Here is a 22,717-nt window from a genome sequence, read left to right on the forward strand (position 1 = left end):
GAGGAGGGGCCCGTAAGGACTAGGGGCTGTTGACGTTCGGGATTCCCAAATCACCTGACTTCTGATTCAAGGTTGCAAACGGAGGAGAGCAACCTTGACCCGAAGAGTCCTATCCAATTCGCAATGGGCGATCATCGAACCTTACTGCCTGGGTAAAACCACCGATCCCGGACAAACCGGACGTGACCCACGGCTTTTCGTGGAGGCAGTCCTCTGGATCGTCCGCACGGGCGCGCAATGGCGTGAATTGCCCGCTGAGTTTGGCAAATGGAATTCTGTATTCAAGCGGTTCCGCAGATGGGTCAAAGCGGATGCTTTCTATAGTATGTTCAAAGCATTAGCCTCAGACGCCGATCTGGAATACGCAATGATCGACGGTACTATCGTCAAGGTTCATCGCTCAGGACAAGGCGCAAAAGGGGGACTCTTTGCCAGGCCATTGGACGCTCTCGGGGGGCATAACGTCGAAGATACTGGCTCTGACGGATGCGCTCGGTAATCTCGTCGATTTCTGTCTGATGCCAGGCCAAGCTCATGATCTGCGCGAGACCGATGCGTTGATCAGCGGCTTGTCCGCCGGATATTTGCTGGCGGACAGGGCCTTTGACGCGGATTGGCTGCGCAATGGCCTGCTGGATCGCGGCATAACCCCGGTCATACCGCCAAAATCCAACCGGAGGTTCCCGGCAGAGTTCGACAAGGAAACCTACAAATGGCGGCATTTGATCGAAAACTACTTTGGCAAACTGCAGGAAAACAGAGGGATAGCAATGCGCTCTTGCAAAACCGACCAGAGTTTCAAAGCCTTCATCTCAATTGCCGCAACGCTCATTCACACACGGTAAACGTCAACAGCCCCTAATGCGATCTGAGAAATTTGCCCTTAGCTCCCAGGGATACGGACGATTGTTCAAAGCGGTTCCCGGCAGCAAAATACCAAAAGTCCTCCGCAGGTGAAACGACGACCTTGTTGCGGCCCGAGGCCTTCGCTGAATAAAGTGCTTTATCAGCCCGGTCTATCGCGGGATGCAGTGTAATCTCACCATCCCGGATAGCCGATACACCAAAGCTCGCAGTCACTTCTGACAAAACTCCGTCAAGCCTCCAGGCGCGCCCAGAAAAGGCAACCCGCAGGAGCTGAGCAAGACGCGTAGCGTCTTCCTGAGAGGTTCCAGGAAAGTAAGCAACGAATTCCTCGCCACCAAGTCGGGCGGCATATCCATGGGAACCTGTCGCGTTTTGCAACTCTTTGGCCAAAACCACGATGACTTTGTCGCCTACCGCATGTCCATATTTGTCGTTGATCTGCTTGAAGTGATCGATATCGCAGATAAGGATCGAGCCGTTGAGCGCATTGTTCTTCGTCAACATTTCAACAACTTCATTGAGACCGCGACGGTTGAGGAGTCCCGTCAGTGCATCTCTTCCCGCAGCATCACGATGTTTGTCAATTGCCGCCGATGCCATTGCGCCCAATGCGGAGAATGGGAAGAGCATGCAAATCGTTATCGTTGTTATGTGGACGACGAGATTATAGTCGGAATTTACGAAGTCAGCGAGCTGATCGCTGGACTCGGTGAAAAAGTAGAAGAACGTGGTGCGTACGAGCGTATCGATGGTAACTATCCAGCCTGCGACGATCATGATTTTATCGGCTGGACGGGAAGCCCTCGGTATCGCCATCAGCAATGCCGAGCCAAGCAAAATTGCAAAGGCGACGTCTGTGACCAGCAATTGGTCGTTCAGGTTGGCCGATATGAATACAGTATAGCCATTAAAGGGCACATACGTGAAAGCAAATAGCCGCCGTTCCCACCGCCGCATTGGCGCATCAAAATGCAAGAGCACAGCGCTGCTGTAGAAGTAAGCTGCGCCAATGAATATAAAGCCGGATACAAATGCGTCGAATGCCGGAGCTATCGGGAATGCCGAAAATCCGAAGCCGGTAGCCGTGAGAGCAAACCCTGCACTCCATTGCCAAGAGGTCGCAATCCTGAGATGCCAGAGTATCAAGAATGCGAGTGAGATGAGACTGATAATCGAAACGGGCAAGTAAACGATAATGCCGCTATCCATCTTTCTAACCTAAAGCTATAAATATTACCGACTGCAACCTCAGTGTGTAGCCGTGCTGGGTTAAGTTTCAGTGACTTCAGAACTGCAGGCTGCTGGAAGCGCTTGATACAGTTAAGTTCCCCGACCAGAATCGCAGATTCCTGGTTTGGAATCGGTTGGGCTGAAACCGGAATCGCCGAGGCAGAGTCCGGCAACGCAAGGACTGATGTCTGAAACTGCGAAGCCTAAATCGGAAACGCCGTATCAGAGTACAGAATCGCAAAGACGTACTTTAGAATCGTTGGCGCCCGGATGGGTAACGCGGAAGCCGAATTCTGAATCGTGCTTTCAGGGCGCCGGCTTTTCTAGGCCCGTTGCGGCTACGTTCATTTCCTGAGCAAGCAACGCTCTGACTTCGCTACCATCAAGGGTCCTTGCCTCAGCAAGACGGGTTGCCAGTGACAGGAGCGCATCGCGATGCTGCGATAGCATTTCGACGGCCATGGTCTCTGCGACCTCAAGCCTTGCATGGACATGATGCGCCAACTGGCGATCGAGCGAAAGGATCGATGAGTGATCCTTCACTGAACGGTACAATAGCGGCTGGGTTGTCCCGAATCCGAGATTGGCCTCTGCATCTGTCGCCAGCCTCGTGGCATGTGCAAGATCAGACGTGTCATTGCCACCGGAGCCTACAACATGATCACCAAAAATGAGCTTTTCCGCGGCCCTGCCAGCGAGCGTACAGGCGATCATCTGATTGAGCCATGTTTCAGTCTGAATGACATTTTTGCGCATCTGACTTTCGACATAGCCACCGGAGCCATTGCCGACCGTTACGGTTGAAACGGTTGCGATATCAAAAGCGGTCCATGCAAATGCATGCCCAGCTTCGTGAACTGCAATTCGCCAGACAAGCTCTGGTGACATTGCCGACTGGCCAGCAGTAAGCGCTGCATGAATGTCACTGTAATACAGCGATCGCTTCTCCCGACGGGCCTTCTGACGTGCTTCACGGATCAGCCGTTCGATGTCTGCACCTGTCCTGCCGGCGGCAGCCAGCGCCAAGGGCTGGAGCGCTGGGTTCAAATCGGGTGCTGCGGCGGAGATATGAGACTTATCCATTGATGAGCACTCCTTCTTTGCTGTCACAGTGTTTATCGCTGCCGTCATGGGCAGTGCTGTCGATGCAGTGGACGCGCAAAGTACCAGATGCACTTTTGGAACCGGCGGAACTGCCGGTCTCACTGCTGTTAAGGACCGCGTCGAGATCATCTCCCAAATGATGCGCAATGATTTTCGCTAGCGCAGTCGTATCTGGGGTCGGGATAACAATGTGCTTCTCAAGACGCCCTGAACGCAGAAGAGCAGGGTCGATTTTTTCCGGCCGGTTGGTCGCGCCAACGACAATGACGCCTACGGTTTTCGCTGCCCCATCGAGCAATTCGAGCACTCGATTTACGAGGCTCGACCAATAATCGTCGTAAGGTCGGTCACTGCCGCCGCGATTTCCAATGTTGTCGATCTCGTCGATGAAGAGGATGCAAGGCGCATAGCTATTGGCTTGCTCGAAAGTGGCGTTAATGGCTGCCAGAACATCGCCAAGATTCGACGCTTCCAGCCATCTCGCCACCGACGTCGCGATCAGTGGCACACCCAGCGTGTTGCAAAGCGCCTTGGCGAAGGTCGTCTTGCCCGTACCGGGCGGCCCAGAGAGCAGCAGCCGTGAGCTGAGATCGGACCACTCGACTTCCTTGCTCCCGAACGCCTCAAGGTCGATCTTGAGGTCAAGAGCCCAATGCCGGGCATCGCCATAACCGGCCAACCGTTCAACAAAGAGGCAATCCTTTCCGGATGGTGGTTTGACAGGTTGCTTTGCCTTCTGCCCCCTGGCTGTTTCTGACCCGGTCGTTGTCTTGACTGGCTCGATCATGTCGAAGCAGCCAGAGTATTTCTCGCGCTTCCTTGCGTCCGAGCGGCCCGATCTGTTCAGCAACGAACCAAGCTCGCAATCTTTCTCGTCGTCATCCTTGGCTTCTGCTCGTGCCGCGTTTTCAGCTTCAAGCGTGGTCAGGATTCCGATGATTTTTGTCAGGGATCGACCTGGGCGGATTGCGATAGCCAGATCATCGATGCCGAGATGGAGCGGCTCGAATTCGAGTTCGCTCATCAGAAACCACGAGCGACCAACAGGGATTTGACAACAGATGGCGAGCACATCAGCGATCAGGCTTGCATCAATTCCGTTACCCTGGATCACAATGTCCGCGACGGCAGCAAGACGTGCCGCTAGTGGCTGTTCTCTCTCATCAGAGATGATCAAAGGCTTGGATGCAGCAAGCACCTTGTTCGACACGAGCCGCCGCATATCATCATGACGATCAAGCCGCTCTAACAAAGCGCTCCCGCAGCAAGCGAGTGACCTTCGTCGTTTTGAATCCGCCAATGATTTATAGTGCCCTGTGAGGCCTGGGCCATCCGAGATCGGTTCAAGAGATGTGTAGAATGGCAGAATCAAGCCCTTTTCAAGCATACGGCCGAGCTGTTTTTCAAAACCGTGAACCGGAATCTGCACCGCGATGATCGGGCACTCGGACTTCATGACCGCGAGCAGTCGATCGAGGATTTTCTTATCTTTCTCAAAAGCCCTCGCGAGCAATAGGGCTGTCGCGACTTCACGAACGTTCAGCGTGGGCGCAAAGCCCCCTACAATTGAAAGTACGTGGTCCCGAAGCCTGAGCAACTTCGATGAACTCGGCGTGGTCCCATTTTGATCGACGCGCACTGAACAAACAGGTTTGTCGACTTCGCCGACCTCTCCAAACTCCTCATCGTCGAAATCATTGAACTCGCCAGATTCAAGCTTCATTTCGAGCCGTTTCCTGTTGCATGATGACACCTTCAGGAGGTTCCGCGTCAGGTCCCGATCATGATCAACATCACCCGAGAACTGAGCTGCCTGGTCCGCAGAAAGCCGCCAGACTGTGCCGTCACGCGAGGTTACGCCGAGCTGATGCTCTTCAAGAACGCCAGCTTCTGCGGCACGACCAAAAGCTTCGAGCCGGGCAGCGCGGCTTTGGCGGGATAGGAGATACCGAGAAACACGTTTGCTGATCTTGCTCATGATTGTTCCTCCTCAGAGCATGCAGAGTAATCTGCAATTGTCTGGAAATTCGCAGGCAGAAACCGCCGATTGCCATCAAGCCAGTCTTTAAGAATTAGGCCTGCTGGGTGCTTGAACCGGCACAACAACTCAAGTCTGCGCTGCAAGCCCTGGGCAGCCTGGTGTTGCCGGCCTCAGCTGTTCCAGCGTGATCAATAATTTTCTGGACTGTCCTCGGTGCCATTTCGTCAACGAGGTCAGGCGTCGGATTGCCCTCGCAAGACATCGCGAAAATCTCAAGCTCAATCTCAGCCGGACTTTGCGCCTTGCGGTTTGGCTTCAGTTTCCGAGGTTTGGTAGCAGTTGACTGCTTTCGAGAAGTGGTCATCGGACCAGCATGATGTTGAACATCCGCTTTTTGAGGGAATGGCACGACGTTGTTGTTGGGGGGATGGAATTGGATTTACGCATGACAAATTTCTCCAAGCGCCAGATCGGAAGATCGGCGGCTGTTGTGAACAAAAAGGTAGATTGATGGATTGAGCTGATTGCCTGTCAGTGCCGAACGGGCACTTGAGCAAATCCCAGCTTGATCATTTGCGGCTCTCTGCGGGTCCCGATGCCAGAGCTTCCGCCACAGGTCTGATCATCCTCATCATCAGGCTCAGTCTCTTCTGCCGCAGTCATTACATCGACCGCCGTCGTTATCTGATGACCGGATTTGCTGGAGAAGGTTTCACAAGCCAGCTCCCAGTTTGCCTGGATGCGCGAGCGGAATTTCCTTTGTAGCAATCCGATTGCTTCGCCGGCGCCGGCGATTTCGACGAGGTGATCAAGGTGCGAGATATGCCAAATGCCGCCATTAAGATCAGTCTTTCGATTATCGGCCGTTAGGATCACGACTCTCACCTCTTCGGCGATCAAGCGTTTGTGCTCTTTATAGAGGAAGTCAGACACCACAAGCCCAGCCGCTTTCATGCGTTTCATCAGCTCCTCGATCCGCGCACGGTCATAAGTATTGATGCTGCGTTTCGCATCCACCACATGGGCCACCTTCGTGAGCCGATTGAGAACAATAAGATCGGGCGTATAGGTTTTGCGACCACCTTGATCGGCATCGAACGTCAATGACCGATATTTCGCTGGGTCATTCAGTTCAACCAGTTGTAGAGCTGCCGGTAAGACCGGCAGGCGCAGGTTCTGCGTGATTACTTCCAGGTCTGGATTGCTCTTGGCGACCGCAGCAATGCCGCGTTCAATCAGCCGGCCTTCCAGTGCAGGCATAGACCGCAGCATTGTCGCGAGATCGTCAATGCTGCCAGAGAGCGCTTCTGCCAAGGCATCCGCGGACAGCGAGGATTCGACAAGCTCATTGATGAGCTCTTTAAACTGCAGCTTCAATTCCGGACAATCGGCGGAATATGCATACACGGGTGTGGTAGTAGACTTGAGGGTATTCATGTTCATGGGGGTCTCCTGTTGAGGAGCGATAACGCAGCATACGTCCAGACACGGAGGGTCAGATGCGGAAATTATTTCCGCATTGATCGCCCCTGATGGGCGGCCGGACCATGGGTGTCGGCGAGAAGCTGAGCGAGATCGCTTTGTGGTGTAACGATCAGCTGTGCGAAATTGACATCGGTAACGGCGATATATCGCCGGCCAGATATAGCCGCGATCGGGCTTCAACGGGAGATGGATGCGATGGGTCTTTCCCAACAGGGGAGATAACGGTAAAGGTCAACATAGCCTTAGGCCTTTCTAGAGAAGGTTGCGGGTCAGGCCCTCGTTCGATGTTAGCCGCATCGGCGGGGGCCGTTAAGTCGCTGCAGAACATCAGTTTCTGGCGACAAAACAAAAATAGTCCGGGGTTGCTTCTCCGGCAAGACCAAAAGAACGTATCCGGAACAAGAGCTCCGGCATGGTTAATAGATGACGCGGGTGTTCCGAAGTTCTGACAGAGAACAATTCAGTTCTAGCGGGGCTGTTGGAGCAATACAGAAAACGATGAGCCGTCGTCAATTTGGGCGGAAACCGGAAGTTCGCTGCGGGATGGATCGAGGTCTGCTTTGCGGACAAAGCGCCAGTTCGCTGCATCTGCTCCAACGGCTGGTGAATGCTGGATGGTGAAGGTTATTTCAATCTGGCCACGCATCCACCAAACAAGCTATATGAATAATTAATGAGATATGATTTCTCAAATCTGTACAAGCTGTCGCAGATATGTCGAATTCAGTTTTTCGGGCGGAGGCCTCATTTCAAGAGAATGCCTAAGCCTTGATTTGCACACCAGATGCCAATTTCGATCATTTATTCTACTTACCGATGAATGCTGAAAACTAAATCAGGGCTGCCGGATATGTCTCAAGCTAACGACGAAACGCGTAAAGCGATGCATGGCCGTAATTGGATCGTGATCATAGCTGTCGGGATCGTGGGGTTTCTAGGACTTAGCTTCGGCTCGAAATGGTGGTTAACGCGGCTTCCTGATGGCATGGATTGTCATGAGGTGCTTAGAATCGACGGCCAGATTGAGGGCCTCGACTTCACACCACGTTTTACAGAAGAAAAGCAAATCATGCGGTTTGAGGTGCGAACCGCGGCTGGGCAATCGATGCCAAATTGCATGATGACACAGTCAGCGTTTCGGTGCTCGATAGACGGGCCGGTGATGATACGCACGAAAATTTGGAACCGTGATCGGCGCTATTTCCCGATTGGGCCGGGCGAGAGCGCAGTAATTCTGGGGACTGAGACGTTTCTTAACTGTACGATTACGCATCAGAACGAAGCGGAAGTTATCTGATATCGGGTAATTTTGGGTGGCGATTGCGGGATCAATATTACCGGCCCTGCAACCCCTCGCAGTGACGCCAGACCCTTTGCGTATTCGATTTGTTTGTCTCACCGTTGACCACTCAGCGGTTACGATGGGCCAAGAACGCTCTCTTATTAAATACCGCTATTTTGTCCCTTAATGCTGACATCAGACACGTGTAATTTTAGCATGCAAAGTCAGCACATCTGACATTGGAGTATCGCGCATCGGTCAATATGGGCTCATTCCTGCCGTTAACTGCGAAATGCGGCAAGGTCCGCAAAGGGCCGGAAGCGCCAAAGCGTCCAGTGCGGGTGAATGTCAGCTTAGCCGGCTCGGCGCTAGGAAGCAGACAGTCCCCGGCCCCATTCCAGTCATTTGTCACGGGCGCAATCAACTGTGGTTCCCGACATCCTAAGCCTTTCGAACTTTCCCCAATGCACCGCCGTATTCGGGCAATTGCTCCGATCTCAGAAAGCCCAAACCAGGGCGTAAGGCCGCTGCCCGCATTGACGATCAGTTCGAAAGGTATGCATGCGCACCTACGTCCGAAAGGCAGTCGCCTTTCAGGACAGAACTTTTGTTAGGACCAGTTTAAAGTGGGCAAAGTAGCAACTTCCCTACCCAACCGAGGGTCGGCTCAAGGGATGAAACGCTCCACTGTTTCGGAAAGGTAGTCATGACAGCTTTCATAAAGAATTGTGAAGCGACTCCATACCACAATTTGTAGCAACCAAAAATTGTAAAAATAATTATCTGGATCAATCTAAGCCTTACATTGCCGTTCCGGAATGTATTGTTTTTGGCTATATTCAAAATAGTGTATTTGCTACAACCTAATATTTTGAAGTACAATGGTTATATCTACAACATTGTAGTGGTAAAAGTAAATGGAGTAAGCCATGTCTTCGATAGACCGAAAAGTACAGCGCACAGCCGCAGCCAAGCAGACCAAGAAAACACGTGCGGAAAACAACACTGCCGCGAAAAGAAGGTGCGCGCAGCGCGGGCACCGAAGGAAATTGACGAGCCGCTCTCGCCAGAAGCTGAAGCGCGCCTGTCTGAACTCGTTAAGCGAATCGTCTCATTGCATCGCAAGTCGACCGGGCAGGTGTTTGAACTAGGTGAGTGCCTGGCTGAAGCAAAGTCTGTTCAGCCAATCAAGCGCTATGGCCGCTGGCTGAAAGAAAATTGCGGCTACAGTGTCCGTTCGGCCTGGAGTTTTATCTCCGTGCACGAGCGACTTGCTGATCACCGCGAACGACTTGAACAGCATGCAGTGGGAACAACCGCACTCTTCGAGCTGGCGAAAGGTGAGCCGGATCAGATCGAGGATGTCATCAAGCAATTTGACGAAGGCAAGAGCCTCAAGCCCATGGAAATCAAGGCGCTCATCGGCGGCAAGAAGAATGAAGCTGAAGAGCATATCGATCCGAGACAGCTGGGCGGCCAGGCAGGGTTACAAAAAATGGCTGCTGCCAAGCTCAAATCCGACATGGAGGAGTTTCATCGGCTTGCAGCCTTGGTCCTTGAAGAGCTTGAGGAAGCCATATCCCGGGTTACCGCGGGAAAACGGATCATCCTGCGAGCACTCGCCACTGGAGTTGAACTCCGAGCGCGGCATGCATCGGACCTCTTCAAAGACATCGCCGCACCACTTCGTCCTGTCGACCATCTTCCGCGTGGCAATCTTAGCCATGCGAAGATTGGCGATCAGACCGGCTGGGGAGCCGTCCAGGACAGCCTCTATCGTTTGGGCGGTGTTGGCTCATGGCCTCACCGCGATGAAATGGAAAAATGGGTGATCGAAGTAGCGCACCCGGCGCTACGTTTCGCAGTCCATGGCGAACCATATGTTGTCAGCCCAAAACCGGCCACTGCTCCCGTCTTGGATGTCGCAAAAGCTGACAACGACGTCACGAAAAATGATCAAATTGTGGTCGATAAGGAAACCGACGCTGATGAGACCACACCAAGCATTTCATATGCCGAATTGGATGCAACACTCGACAACCTTATGGCGGTCAACAAGGCACCCGCTGAAGCACGCATGTCGCGATAACAGGGGGCACGAGTTCGGCGGTTACGCCGCTCAATTCCTGCCCCAAACACCTACCAAAGCCCCGCTCAATTCCCCAGCGGGGCTTTGGCCTTTCCGATCAGGCATTTGCTATAGGTCTTCGGGCCGCCGCCGCGTTTTTGCTAGCTGATCAAAATCCAGGTCTCGGAACATCGAAAAATCAATCTTTGGATTGAGCGGCAAAGTAGCGAACATCTCGGCTTCGGACTCAGTCAGGGTTTTCCATCCGTACTTGTTGTGATCGTCGCCGCCGAGCGCATGCCCTGCCTGCATTCGCCGTTCACGCTCGCCGATCTTCTTGTCCTCACGTGCCTGGCTAATGTAGTCACCGCGCAGAGAATGAAAGCGTTCGCCTGGCGAATCTTTGATGCCTGCCTTGTCAAAAAGACGTCTCATGTATTTCGACGCATTTTTCGCGGGATTAGCAAGTTGCATAAGCTGTGGAAACAGGAAGTTGTCGCCCTGCTTTCGGGCCCACTCGACATAGCCGATCTCGACCAGAAAATTGTGAAGTACAAAATACCGGCCGCTTTCTGTCGTCTTGATTGGTCGTCGGACCCACTTACCTCCGACCATCGCAATCCCTTCCACTTCTGCTACCCAGATTCCGTCGAACTTCTCCGTGATGTCGGTCCCCACTAGATGCGTGAGCAGACCCAGACGGCGGCTGGTCAGCAAACCAAGCAGAGGCATCATGACATCGTCGATATACGGCGATTGAACGCCCGTGCGGAAAAGCTGCGTCAGCTTCTTCGCTGACAACGGCTCTGCGGAAACCGCATCCCGGGCAGCCTTGGGGTATTTAAGCGCAACATTTTTCACTGGGTTGTCGAAATCATGTTGCGTGGCTGCATTGCTGAAGACCGGCTTGATGACACCCATGAAACCATTCTGCAGCGTGTTCTTCGCAATCGATTTCTTGCTGAAATCCCGATTGCTGTCGATGATCTCTCTAGCTGACAGATGAGACGGTTTATCATTATGTTTGCTCGGCCAGAACTGCATCAAATTGATGAAAGCCTGAAGATCGGTCGGCGTGTAGCGATCGATCGGGTGATCGCCAATCAGCTCCACGAATATGTTCAGACGCATCTCGGCAGTCTTGATGTCGCCGCTGGCCTCTCCCATGGCCGTGACCCGTTGCGCAAGATATTCGCTAGCAGCAATGCTGAACAACGGTTTGTCGGATGGCTCACGTTCTACAAATCGCCGATCCTTGTCGACCTCCGTTTTTACCTTCGCATTGACGAGTCCGGCCCGTGCGCTGATCTTGCCCTTGCCTATTGAGCCGCCTCCAAGTGGGGGCATGAGAAGCGACACTGGATCGTCCTTTGCTCTCTCGACCAAACGCCTTGCGAGCAATTCGGCGTTATCGCCGAGTGCCTTGTTGTAATCTTCACCCGCATCCTTGCGCGCCTTTTCCTGTGCAATCTGCACAAGCCCGCGCATCATTGCAAAATTGCCTTCCTCTTCGGCTGTTGACGGAGGAGGAGGACTGCTGATGTCGTAAAGTGCCGACTTGAGGCTCATGGTCACAGCTTGCCAGGCGCGCTTGCCTTTGGCTTCCTCATCGAGGCCATCAACATCGCCGCCCAACATGTCTTCCATCAATGGCCAGAAACCGTTCTCATCGTTGTTCGCCTTGGACATGGCAATCTCGATCCGTTCAAACTTTTCACGTGCGATCGTGGCCAGCTTGTCGGCAATCTTGCGGGCCTGAGGTTTCGGGATGACACCGAGGCCAACCCGGATAGGCCGCTTGACCTCACCGGCGATCGCTTTGGGCAGTCGCATCTGAAACATATAGGCCGAACCCGTTTTGATCAGGTAAAGACCGGGTGAGGAGCGAGGGCGACGTGTCTTGGGCTGATTTGCGGAAATAATTTCCGCGTTTTGGGATGATACCCCCGACGATACAGGCAACGATACAAATTGACTTTCTGACATTGGCAAAAGCCCTTGTTCTGGGCGGCCAGTCTCAAAAAAACCTTATCTATCAAAAACTTGGAAGTTTCCGCTTTGGGTGCCCCGAGGGGCTGGCGGAGAGGGTGGGATTCGAACCCACGGTGGAGTTGCCCCCACGCCGCATTTCGAGTGCGGTACTTTCGACCACTCAGCCACCTCTCCGCGTCTTTGGTCGGCGCAACATCAGTGCGCGGTCGCCTCCATAACCGGCGCGGCCCGCTTGCACAAGGGGTAAGTTTGCCTGTTGCCTCTCTTGCCGGGCCGAAACCGCCAATTTGGCTTGACTCACGGCACTGGCTCACGTATCCCGCGAACCGAATGCGGCGTGGGGCTTCCGGCGCCGTTGGCCTTTGGTTGAGAATTCCATGAAACTGGAACTCAGGCAGGCTTCACCCGGCCATCCGACAAACGGACCGGCCGATCAGTTCCGACTGGCAAAAAGACGGCCCGCCGCAAGGTGAGAGCCGGACGAACACGAAAGGACAAAAGATGTTCGCAGTCATTAAAACCGGCGGTAAGCAGTACCGCGTCGCCGCCAATGACGTTCTGGCGATCGAAAAGCTCGAGGGCGCCGCTGGCGATACCGTCGAGTTCAACGAAATCCTGATGGTCGGCGAAGGCGCAGGCGCAACCGTAGGCGCTCCGCTTGTCGAAGGCGCCATGGTCGTTGCCGAAGTTGTCGAGCAGGGTCGCGCCCGCAAGGTTATCGCCTTCAAGAAGCGCCGCCGGCAGAACTCCAAGCGCATGCGCGGTCATCGTCAGCATCAGACGGTCGTCAAGATCATCGACATTCTGACCGGGGGCGCCAAGCCCTCCAAGAAGGCTGCCGCGAAGAAGGAAGCCGCCCCCAAGGCTGAAGCAGCAAATGCTGCTCCCGCGGCAACATCGGCGTCGCCGTTGTTCACCGCACCGGCGGGCGAGCCCGACAATCTGACCAAGATCAAGGGCATCGGCCCGGTCGCAGCCGGTCAGCTTGCCGAACAGGGCATCACCACCTTTGCTCAGGTCGCAGCGTTTTCGGATGCCGACATCACCCGCATTGACGAAGCCATGCCGTTCAGCGCCGAGCAGATCTCGGATTGGCGTGATCAGGCCAAGGCTCTCGCCAAGTAATTAACCGCCCGTTCGGGCCCTGGCGGCCAAAAGCCGCAAACAGACAATCGCCCCCAAGGGCGGAACAGGAGCAGACCCATGGCACACAAAAAAGCTGGCGGTTCAACGCGTAACGGTCGCGATTCCGAATCCAAGCGCCTCGGCGTGAAGAAGTTCGGTGGCGAATCCGTCATTTCCGGCAACATCATTCTGCGTCAGCGCGGCACCAAGTGGCATCCCGGCACAGGCGTTGGCCTTGGCAAGGATCACACTATTTTTGCCGTGCAGCCTGGCAATGTTGACTTCCGCAAGAAAGCCAACGGCCGAACCTATGTGTCCGTTGTCGCGAAAGCGGAAGCAGCGGAATAAGCCGGATCGCATTTTGCAGGCCGGCGTCTCATCGACCCGGCCTTTGCAGGCATCCTCCGGACTACCGGAAAATGGACAGGGGAGATGGGACACCATCTCCCCTTTCTTTTTGTCCAAACGGAGGAATGACCATGAGACAAGAACCCAGTTGCAGCCCCGGTGACGGCGTTCGGGCGCCCAGAGACGGTTTATGCACTAGTCTGAGCGACGGCTTGAGTGCCACGCTCCCCCTGCCCGACAGCGCCGGCCAGTGCTCCGTCGATGTGTTTGACTGCCCGGTTCTGCTCACCGAGAACCTGGTGCTGCGCGCACCCCATGTCGAAGACATCGACGCCATTACCATTCTCGCCAACAATCCGGCGGTTGCCACCATGGTGGCACGCATGCCGTATCCCTATGGCCGCTCAGACGCCGAAACCTTCGTGCGAACCTCGGCCAAACGCGAGAATGGCAATTGCGTCTATGCGATCACCGAGGCCGACAGTGGCCGCTTTCTCGGCTGTTGTGCACTGCAATGCGCCGAGGATGGCAACGCCACCGAACTGGGTTACTGGGTGGGTGAGCCGTTCTGGGGCCAGGGCATTGCCACACAGGCGGTCCATGCCCTGGTCGGCATGGCGTTTAGGACCCGCGATATCGATCACATTGATGCCAGGGTCCGCGTCACCAACCCGGCGTCCCGGCGGGTGCTGCAAAAGAGCGGCTTCCAGTTCCAGGGCACAGAAATGGTCCCGGTGCTGGCATTGCGGGCTGCCGCGTCGATGGAGTGGTTCCGGCTTGACCGCAAGACCTGGTTCTCGCTGATCAGTTGGTCGGGGGAACACCGCGCCCCGGCCGCCTGAGGTCAGCCCCCGGGTCAGGTCAACACGACACATCAACGCCGGCGGCATTGGGGCCGCCGGTGCACGCGAAATGCGATATTCTTTGACCTCTAAGCCGCGGGCGTTTATCGATGCCCGCACGTGCGGCCGCCCGACAGGGCCTGACCGCTTGACGCATGAAATCCGGATCGGTCCAGCCAGATGAAGTTCCTCGACGAAACCAAGGTCTATATCCGCTCCGGCGACGGCGGCGCCGGCAGCGTCTCCTTCCGGCGCGAAAAATACATCGAGTTCGGCGGTCCCGACGGCGGTGACGGAGGTCGTGGCGGCGATGTATGGGTCGAGGCCGTCGATGGGCTCAACACGCTGATCGACTACCGCTTCCAGCAGCATTTCAAGGGCAAGACCGGCGTCCACGGCATGGGCCGCAACCGCACCGGCGCCGGCGGCGACAGCGTCACCCTCAAGGTCCCCGCCGGAACCCAGATTTTTGAAGAAGACAACGAGACCCTGATTTGCGACCTGACCGAGATCGGCCAGCGCTACCGGCTGGCTGCCGGCGGCAATGGCGGTTTCGGCAATGCCCATTTCAAGACCGCAACCAACCAGGCCCCGCGCCATGCCAATCCCGGTCTGGAAGGCCAGGAAAAAACCATCTGGCTGCGGCTCAAGCTGATCGCCGACGCCGGCCTGATCGGCCTGCCCAATGCCGGTAAATCGACCTTCCTCGCCGCCGTCACCCGGGCCCGGCCAAAAATCGCCAATTATCCCTTCACCACGCTCCACCCCAATCTCGGTGTCGCCACCATCGACGGCCGCGAATTCGTGCTCGCCGACATTCCCGGTCTGATCGAGGGCGCGCATGAAGGTGTCGGCATCGGTGACCGTTTTCTGGGTCATGTCGAGCGCACGCGGGTCCTGCTGCATCTGGTTTCCGCACTCGAGGAGGACGTCGGTCAGGCCTACACAACCGTTCGCCACGAGCTTGAAGCCTACGGCCAGGGCATTGCCGAAAAGCCCGAGATCGTGGCGCTCAGCCAGGTCGACGTGGTCGATGCCATCCAGCGCGCCGAAAAGGTGCGGGCGCTGAAGAAGGCCGCTGGCCACACACCCTATGAGATCTCCGCCATAACCAGTGAAGGCATGACCGGGGCGCTCAGGGCATTGCGCGACATCATTGTTGGCGCCAAGGCCGAAGACGCCGAAAAGGCCGATGCGGGCAGCAAGAAAGACTGAGCATGGCCGTCCACCGCAAGCCTGTTTCGGCGCACAAGCGCATCGTCATCAAGATTGGCTCGGCGTTGCTGGTTGACCGCAAAAGCGGCCTCAAGGTGGCCTGGCTGGATTCGCTTTGCACCGACATTGCCGAACTGAAGGCCGCCGGATCCGAGGTTCTGGTAGTTTCCTCCGGCGCCATCGCGCTGGGGCGCACCGTGCTCGGGCTTCACGCCGGTGCGCTGCGACTTGAGGAAAGCCAGGCCGCAGCCGCAGTCGGCCAGATCGCCCTCGCCCGGTCATGGTCCACCGGGCTGTCGGGCCATGACATTGTCGCCGGCCAGATCCTGCTCACCCTCGGCGACACCGAGGAACGACGGCGCTATCTCAACGCCCGCGCCACCATGACCGAACTGATGCGCCGGGGCGCGGTGCCGATCATCAACGAAAACGACACCGTCGCCACCTCGGAAATCCGCTATGGCGACAACGACCGGCTGGCCGCCCGCGTTGCCACCATGATCGGCGCCGATCTGCTGGTGCTGATGTCCGATATTGACGGGCTCTACACCGCACCACCCGCTACCGATCCCGACGCACGGTACATCGAGATCATCGACGCCATCGGCCCGGATATCGAGGCGATGGCCGGTGATGCCGGCTCCGAACTCTCGCGCGGCGGCATGAAAACCAAGATCGACGCCGGCAAGATCGCCACCGGCGCCGGCTGCGCCATGATCATCGCCTCCGGCAAGACCGACCACCCGCTTTCCGCCATCGACAACGGTGCCCGCTCAAGCTGGTTTGCACCTTCCGGCACGCCGCAATCGGCGCGCAAGACCTGGATAGCCGGACAGCTCGATCCATCGGGGAGATTGTTGATCGACGCCGGAGCCGAACGAGCGCTGCGCTCGGGCAAAAGCCTGCTGCCGGCCGGCGTTCGATCCATTGTCGGTGAATTCCACCGCGGCGACCCGGTAGCCCTCTGCGATGCGTCGGGCCGCGAAATCGCCCGTGGACTGTCGGGCTATGACGCAGAGGAAGCGCGCCGTATCGCCGGCCGCAAGTCGAGCGAGATCGAGGCCATTCTCGGCTATTCCGGTCGCGCCGCGATGATCCACCGCGACGACATGGTAATTACCTCCGGCAAGGGCTTGGGCGTTTGATCCGTGGCAATGGCGCAACGCCGCTTTACGCCATCCCGCTGATTGCGTAAGAAATGCGCTTGATCGCCCGCCGGGAGACCCGCCATGCTTGAAAAGACCAGTCCACAATCCGACGTCGCCGAAGTGATGGCCGATATCGGCCGCCGCGCCAAGGCAGCAGCCCGGCCACTGGCGATTGCCGGCACCGAGCGGAAGAACCGCGCACTGGAAGCCATGGCGAACGCCATCGACAATCGCCGTGCCGAGATCCTGACTGCCAATGCGCGCGACGTCGAAGCCGCCCGAGCCGGTGGCATGGCCAGTTCCTTTATCGACCGGCTGCAGCTGGATGACGCCCGCATCGACGCGATCATCACAGGCATTCGTGCCATCGCCCAACTGGATGACCCGGTTGGTGGAGTGATTGCCGCTTGGGAACGACCCAACGGGCTGAAGATCGAGCGCGTCCGCACGCCGCTCGGCGTCATCGGCGTCATCTATGAAAGCCGCCCCAATGTCACCGCCGATGCCGGCGCCCTGTGCCTCAAGGCAGGCAATGCCGTCATCCTGCGCGGTGGATCGGATTCGTTTCATTCCTCCCGCGCCATCCATGCCTGCCTGGTCGATGGTCTTCAAAGTGCTGGCCTGCCCGCCGACGCCATCCAGATGGTGCCGCTGAGCGACCGCGCCGCTGTCGGCGAATTGCTGACCGGCCTTGATGGTGCTGTCGACGTCATCGTCCCGCGCGGCGGCAAGAGCCTTGTCGCCCGGGTACAGGCCGATGCACGGGTGCCGGTGTTCGCCCATCTCGAGGGCATTTGCCATATCTATGTCGACGCTTCCGCCGACCCGAAAATGGCCCGCGCCATAGTCACCAACGCCAAGATGCGCCGTACCGGCATCTGCGGCGCAGTCGAAACGCTGCTGCTTGACCGTCACCTCGAACCGCAGGTGGCAAAGGGCATCCTCGGGGACCTTGCCGCCGCCGGCTGCGAAGTGCGCGGCGATGATGCAGTGCAATCATTGCTGTCCGAGGCCGTACCTGCCAGCGATGAGGACTGGCGCACCGAATATCTCGACGCCATCATCTCGGCGCGGTTTGTCGATGACATCGGCGGCGCCATCGACCACATCTCCCGTTATTCGTCGGGCCACACCGAAGCGGTGATCGCCGAGGATGCCGGCGTCGTCAGCCGCTTTTTCAACGAGGTTGATTCCGCAATCCTGCTGCACAACGCCTCGACCCAGTTTGCCGATGGCGGCGAATTCGGCATGGGCGCGGAGATCGGCATCGCCACCGGCAAGATGCACGCCCGCGGCCCGGTTGGCGTCGAACAGCTGACATCCTTCAAATATCGCGTGCACGGCGCGGGCCAGACCCGGCCCTGACGGTGGAGCACACCTATACGCCGCCATTCCTGAAAATGCCGCATGTTGAGAAAGGCATGCGCGTCGGTCTGTTCGGCGGGTCCTTCAATCCGCCCCACCAAGGCCATGTGCTGGTTGCAGAGATCGCCCTGAGACGACTGGGTCTGGATCAATTGTGGTGGATGGTGACGCCAGGAAATCCGCTCAAGAACCATGGAGAACTGGCAACCCTTGAAGAACGCGTCGAACTGAGCCGGCAGATTGCCCCCGGCCCGCGGGTCAAGGTCACTGCGTTTGAGGCGGCCAATGGGTTGCATTACACGGCGCAGACGTTGGCATTCGTCAAGGCCCGTAATCCCGGCGTGCGCTTTGTCTGGGTGATGGGCGCCGACAATCTGAAATATTTCCACCTTTGGCAGAACTGGCGCGGCATTGCCGAAACCTTCCCCATCGCCGTGATCGACCGGCCTGGTGCGACACTCGCCTATCTGTCATCGAAAATGGCCAAGGCCTACGATCAGGCCCGCATCGACGAGGATGACGCTGGTGTTTTGCCGTTCCTCAAGGCTCCCGCATGGACCTTCATCCATGGCCCGCGTTCGCCATTGTCTTCCAGCGCAATCCGCCAGGCCCGCGCAGACCCGTCAAATTCGACGTCTTGAAATTGTAATGGGTCCATGACTATCTTGAAGGTACGGCGCATTTGTTTTGACGCGTGCGTCGTTTGTTGGACTGTTCAGGACAAGGAAAGGAACCACCCTGAGAACAGCACACGATAAGGGAAACGCGACGAGCGGTTTCTCCCAGGCGGCGGGTAGCGGCGAACGTACCGCTTTGCGCCAGCTTCAACTGGTCCGTGAAAATCTCGCGGACTCCAAGGCGGAAGACGTCGTTTTCATCGACATTGAGGGTAAATCGGCCCTGGCTGATTTCATGGTAGTGGCCTCCGGTCGCTCCAACCGTCATGTTGCCGCAGTCTGCGACCGTCTGATCAGCGAACTCAAGGATGCCGGTTTCGGTACCCCGCGGGTCGAGGGTCTGGCGACCGGCGACTGGGTATTGATCGATGCCGGTGATGTCATAATCCACATCTTCCGACCCGAAATCCGGGAATTCTACAATATCGAGAAGATGTGGCAGGCAGAAGCCGAGGACGAAAAACTGCACTGACCGTCCCGGTCGGATCGGTCTCATACGGTTGTCTGCACCGACTGAATGAACCCAGATCCGGGGCCCGGGCCTGAAGGATCTGTCGGGCGTGTGCGAATTCACGCGTCACTCCAGCCATGCGGTTTGCATGGGCTCGGGGGTGGCGCCCAGACTCCATCCGTTGCGCATCGTTTCCCAAAACGCGGCGCGGCCGGCAAGACTGCAGGTTCCAATATGCGCATCACCCTATTTGCCGTCGGCCGGCTCAAGTCCGGGCCCGAAAGCGAGCTCGCGACCCGCTATCTTGATCGTTTCGCCAAGGCCGGCACCGCGATCGGGCTGGATTTCGCCCGCGTCATCGAGGTGGCAGAAAGCCGTGCCGCCACCACGGAACTGCGCAAGCGCGAGGAAGCTGCGCTACTCGAGCGCAGCCTGCCCGATGGCGCCGCGCTGATCCTGCTCGACGAACGCGGCAAGACGCCCGATTCCCCCGACTTCGCCGATCGGCTGGCAAGGCTGCGGGACGACGGGCGGCGCGACCTGGTGCTGGCGATTGGTGGGCCCGATGGGCTGGACCCCGCATTGCATGCCCGCGCCGACGCCATCATCTGTTTTGGCCGCATGACCTGGCCACACCAGCTGGTGCGCATCATGGCGGCTGAGCAGCTCTATCGCGCCGTCACCATATTGTCAGGCCACCCCTATCATCGCTCCTAAGCAAACCTCCGCTTAGGGATCGCAAAGAAGTGATCCGTCGCGAGCCTATGGTTCATGGAGCGTTAACGCCGAATTCGCTAGGATAGGAAAATGTCGAACGTCCAATCCTCATGGATTCCGGCTGGCGTTCCGCTGGCTTCAGCAGCCCTGTTCGGCTTCCGCGCAGTGCTGGTTTCGTTGCTGCTTGCGCTATCCTTACCCGCTGGCGCGACTGAGCTCGATGACGACGAAATCAGCGCCGTGACCGGCGACCTCGAACAGCAAAAACAGGCCAGTAATCTCGAACTGATGACGGTTGCTGAGCAGGCCGCTGCCGCCACCCGCGCGCTCACCGCCCTGCAACAAGACATCGCTGCGCTGCGCAGCGACCAGCAGGCACTTGACCAGAAGATCGCGGCCACCGCCGCCCGGCGCGCCGATCTGGATCAGCGCATTGCCGCCGGCGAGCAGGCAATGGCCGATCTGTCCGAGCGCCACGACGCGGTTCGCCTGTCGCTGGTATCGCGCCGCGCCGTGCTGGCCGAGGTGCTTGCCGCGCTGCAGCGAATCGGCCGCGATCCGCCGCCGGCGCTGTTGGTCAGCCCCGAAGACGCGCTTTCATCCGTCCGCAGCGCCATCCTGCTGGGCGCCGTGGTGCCCGAGATCCGCGCTGAAACCGAGGCGCTGGCCAGCGACCTGAAGGAATTGGCATCGCTCAGACAGGCGATCACGGAAGAGCGCAGCGCACTGGCCAAGGCGCTCTCCGACAATGACGCAGAGGAGCAGCGACTGTCCAACCTCGCCGCCGAAAAGGAGGCTCTGCACGCCGAAAGCGAACGCCGCCTCGAACGTGAACAACAGCGCGCCGAAGCTCTAACCGAGCGCTCTGCCGAGCTCGAATCGGTGATCGCTTCGCTCGCCGGCGAGATCGAAACCATCAGGCAGGCAGCCGAAGCCGCCCGCAAGGCCGAAGAGGACCGCCAGCGCCGGCTCGCCGAGCAATTGGAACGCGCCCGCGCCTACGCCGCCGTGGCGCTGCCCGACAAAAACCGCATTGCACCGGCATATGCTTTCTCGAAATTGCTGGGAGCATTGGACCGGCCGGTGGCCGGCGACACCATTCGCTATTTTGGCGCCGATGACGGCGCTGGGCATCCGCTGGCTGGCGAGATCGTTGCCACCGGCAAGGGCGCCACGGTGCTGGCCCCTGTCGACGGCTGGGTCGTCTATGCGGGACCCTTCAGAAGCTACGGTCAGGTGGTCATTCTCGATACCGGTGAAAAGCATCATGTGGTTCTTGCCGGAATGGAAAAGCTCAAGGTCTCAACCGGCCGCTTCGTTCTTTCAGGCGAGCCGGTGGCCACCATGGGGCAGACAAGATTCGCAGGCGCGTCGGCATTGACGCTGGCATCGGAGCGGCCAACGCTCTACATTGAGTTCAGAAAAGACGGTCAACCCGTTGATCCGCGCGCATGGTGGAAAGACGAGATGTCTTCAGGAAAGGTAAGCAATGATACGTAAGGTGACACTTCTGGCTGTCGGCGCCCTGATGGGAGCGACTGCTGTGAGCGCGGTCAATTCATTTGGCGGCTCTGCCAACGCGGCGGGAACAGCGACCTACCGGCAACTCGCCATTTTCGGCAATGTCTTCGAACGCGTCCGCGCCCAATACGTAACGCCGCCCGAGGAAGACAAGCTGATCGAAAGCGCCATCGACGGCATGCTGACGTCGCTCGACCCGCACTCGAGCTACCTCAACCAGGAAGCCGCCGATGACATGCGAACCCAGACCCGCGGTGAATTCGGCGGGCTCGGCATCGAAGTCACCATGGAAGACGAACTGGTCAAGGTGATCACACCGATCGACGACACCCCCGCCTCCCGTGCCGGGGTTCTCTCCGGCGACTTCATCTCCGAAATCGACGGTGAAGCTGTGCGCGGCCTGTCGCTCGCTCAGGCCGTCGACAAGATGCGCGGCCCGGTCAACACCGCGATCGAACTCACCGTGCTGCGCGAAGGCGCCGACCAGCCGATCAAGATCAAGGTTGTGCGCGACATCATCGCGGTCAAGGCAGTTCGGTTCCGCGCCGAGGGCGATGTCGGTTACCTGCGGGTGATCTCGTTTACCGAAAAGACCTATGACGATCTTTCCGATGCCATCGAGACCATCACCAAGGAAATCGGCGAAGACAAACTCAAGGGCTTCGTGCTTGATCTCCGACTCAATCCGGGCGGACTGCTCGATCAGGCAATCAGCGTTTCCGACGCCTTCCTCGATCGCGGCGAAATCGTCTCGACCCGCGGCCGTAATCCCGAGGAAACCCGGCGCTTCAATTCGCGGCCCGGCGATCTGATCGGCGGCAAGCCAGTGATCGTGCTGATCAATGGCGGCTCGGCTTCGGCCTCGGAAATCGTCGCCGGCGCGCTTCAGGATCACCGCCGCGCCACCATTCTGGGCACCCGTTCGTTCGGCAAGGGATCGGTGCAGACCATCATCCCGTTGGATTCGTCGACGGCGCTGCGGCTGACCACGGCACTCTATTACACGCCGTCAGGCACCTCGATCCAGGGCACAGGCATCAAGCCTGACATTCGCGTCGAGGAGCCGGTGCCTGAAGAATTGCGCGGGCGTGTGAAGCCTTCCGGCGAAAGCGAACTGCGCGGCCACATCCAGGGTGAGAACGAGGACGACGAAGGTTCGGGCTCGATCGCCTACGTACCGCCGGACCCGAAGGACGACGTGCAGCTCAACTATGCTTACGACCTGCTGCGTGGCACCAAGACCGATCCGGCCTTCCCGCCCAGCCCCGAACAGGCTGCCGTCAAGAACTGATGGACCGA

18 protein-coding genes, 1 tRNA gene and 1 pseudogene are annotated in these 22,717 nt (G+C 57.7%); 14 read left to right on the forward strand and 6 right to left on the reverse strand.

Annotated features, from left to right (window positions below; translation table 11 throughout):
• The first annotated feature begins 94 nt into the window (after positions 1-94).
• A pseudogene (locus tag OEG84_RS14280) lies at positions 95-845 on the forward strand (IS5 family transposase).
• Between the two features lie 13 nt (positions 846-858).
• Here the strand turns inward: OEG84_RS14280 and OEG84_RS14285 are convergent.
• The 4 genes from OEG84_RS14285 to OEG84_RS14300 form a co-directional block, all read right to left on the reverse strand.
• Positions 859-2,076, reverse strand: coding sequence for a GGDEF domain-containing protein (locus OEG84_RS14285; protein ID WP_267654368.1), 1,218 nt, complete (start codon positions 2,074-2,076; stop codon positions 859-861).
• Between the two features lie 327 nt (positions 2,077-2,403).
• Entirely contained in the window at positions 2,404-3,228 is an 825-nt protein-coding gene (locus OEG84_RS14290) for an ATP-dependent metallopeptidase FtsH/Yme1/Tma family protein (RefSeq protein ID WP_267654369.1), read from the reverse strand.
• Positions 3,173-5,179, reverse strand: a complete 2,007-nt coding sequence (locus OEG84_RS14295; RefSeq protein ID WP_267654370.1) for an ATP-binding protein — start codon at positions 5,177-5,179, stop codon at positions 3,173-3,175. The genes OEG84_RS14290 and OEG84_RS14295 overlap by 56 nt, the downstream gene beginning before the upstream one ends.
• 534 nt (positions 5,180-5,713) lie before the next feature.
• Positions 5,714-6,625 (reverse strand): hypothetical protein, encoded by a 912-nt coding sequence (locus OEG84_RS14300; protein ID WP_267654371.1) that lies wholly within the window; start codon positions 6,623-6,625, stop codon positions 5,714-5,716.
• Positions 6,626-7,487: 862 nt separating this feature from the next.
• On the opposite strand from OEG84_RS14300, the gene OEG84_RS14305 reads away from it, so the two are divergent.
• On the forward strand, positions 7,488-7,964 hold the full coding sequence (locus tag OEG84_RS14305; RefSeq protein WP_267654372.1) for a hypothetical protein: 477 nt from the start codon (positions 7,488-7,490) through the stop codon (positions 7,962-7,964).
• 814 nt (positions 7,965-8,778) lie between these two features.
• Positions 8,779-10,038 carry a hypothetical protein gene (locus OEG84_RS14310; RefSeq protein ID WP_267654373.1) on the forward strand — a complete coding sequence of 420 codons (1,260 nt, stop codon included), beginning with the start codon at positions 8,779-8,781 and terminating at the stop codon, positions 10,036-10,038.
• 108 nt (positions 10,039-10,146) lie between these two features.
• Here the strand turns inward: OEG84_RS14310 and OEG84_RS14315 are convergent, their stop codons facing one another.
• Positions 10,147-12,003 (reverse strand): site-specific integrase, encoded by a 1,857-nt coding sequence (locus OEG84_RS14315; RefSeq protein ID WP_267654374.1) that lies wholly within the window; start codon positions 12,001-12,003, stop codon positions 10,147-10,149.
• 90 nt (positions 12,004-12,093) lie between these two features.
• Positions 12,094-12,183 (reverse strand) — tRNA-Ser (locus OEG84_RS14320).
• 327 nt (positions 12,184-12,510) lie between these two features.
• Here OEG84_RS14320 and OEG84_RS14325 point away from each other — a divergent pair.
• The 11 genes from OEG84_RS14325 (at position 12,511) to OEG84_RS14375 (ending at position 22,709) form a co-directional block, all read left to right on the forward strand.
• On the forward strand, positions 12,511-13,134 hold the full coding sequence (locus tag OEG84_RS14325; RefSeq protein WP_267654375.1) for a 50S ribosomal protein L21: 624 nt from the start codon (positions 12,511-12,513) through the stop codon (positions 13,132-13,134).
• Positions 13,135-13,212: 78 nt separating this feature from the next.
• Complete coding sequence (rpmA, locus tag OEG84_RS14330; RefSeq protein ID WP_267654376.1) at positions 13,213-13,482, forward strand: 50S ribosomal protein L27; 270 nt, start codon at positions 13,213-13,215, stop codon at positions 13,480-13,482.
• A 212-nt stretch (positions 13,483-13,694) separates the two neighbouring features.
• Positions 13,695-14,324 carry a GNAT family N-acetyltransferase gene (locus OEG84_RS14335; protein WP_267654377.1) on the forward strand — a complete coding sequence of 210 codons (630 nt, stop codon included), beginning with the start codon at positions 13,695-13,697 and terminating at the stop codon, positions 14,322-14,324.
• Positions 14,325-14,504: 180 nt separating this feature from the next.
• Entirely contained in the window at positions 14,505-15,539 is a 1,035-nt protein-coding gene (gene obgE / locus OEG84_RS14340) for a GTPase ObgE (RefSeq protein ID WP_267654378.1), read from the forward strand.
• Positions 15,540-15,541: 2 nt separating this feature from the next.
• Positions 15,542-16,684 carry a glutamate 5-kinase gene (proB, locus tag OEG84_RS14345; protein WP_267654379.1) on the forward strand — a complete coding sequence of 381 codons (1,143 nt, stop codon included), beginning with the start codon at positions 15,542-15,544 and terminating at the stop codon, positions 16,682-16,684.
• Positions 16,685-16,768: 84 nt separating this feature from the next.
• Positions 16,769-18,052 (forward strand): glutamate-5-semialdehyde dehydrogenase, encoded by a 1,284-nt coding sequence (locus OEG84_RS14350; RefSeq protein ID WP_267654380.1) that lies wholly within the window; start codon positions 16,769-16,771, stop codon positions 18,050-18,052.
• A 35-nt stretch (positions 18,053-18,087) separates the two neighbouring features.
• Positions 18,088-18,693 (forward strand): nicotinate-nucleotide adenylyltransferase, encoded by a 606-nt coding sequence (locus OEG84_RS14355; protein WP_267656188.1) that lies wholly within the window; start codon positions 18,088-18,090, stop codon positions 18,691-18,693.
• Between the two features lie 46 nt (positions 18,694-18,739).
• Positions 18,740-19,201, forward strand: a complete 462-nt coding sequence (gene rsfS / locus OEG84_RS14360; RefSeq protein WP_267654381.1) for a ribosome silencing factor — start codon at positions 18,740-18,742, stop codon at positions 19,199-19,201.
• A gap of 213 nt (positions 19,202-19,414) precedes the next feature.
• On the forward strand, positions 19,415-19,897 hold the full coding sequence (gene rlmH, locus OEG84_RS14365) for a 23S rRNA (pseudouridine(1915)-N(3))-methyltransferase RlmH (RefSeq protein ID WP_267654382.1): 483 nt from the start codon (positions 19,415-19,417) through the stop codon (positions 19,895-19,897).
• A gap of 90 nt (positions 19,898-19,987) precedes the next feature.
• Positions 19,988-21,397 carry a murein hydrolase activator EnvC family protein gene (locus OEG84_RS14370; protein WP_267654383.1) on the forward strand — a complete coding sequence of 470 codons (1,410 nt, stop codon included), beginning with the start codon at positions 19,988-19,990 and terminating at the stop codon, positions 21,395-21,397.
• Positions 21,387-22,709, forward strand: a complete 1,323-nt coding sequence (locus OEG84_RS14375) for a S41 family peptidase (RefSeq protein WP_267654384.1) — start codon at positions 21,387-21,389, stop codon at positions 22,707-22,709. The genes OEG84_RS14370 and OEG84_RS14375 overlap by 11 nt, the downstream gene beginning before the upstream one ends.
• Positions 22,710-22,717: the final 8 nt, after the last annotated feature.

Origin of the sequence: Hoeflea algicola, assembly GCF_026619415.1 — a bacterium.
Lineage (GTDB): Bacteria > Pseudomonadota > Alphaproteobacteria > Rhizobiales > Rhizobiaceae > Hoeflea > Hoeflea algicola.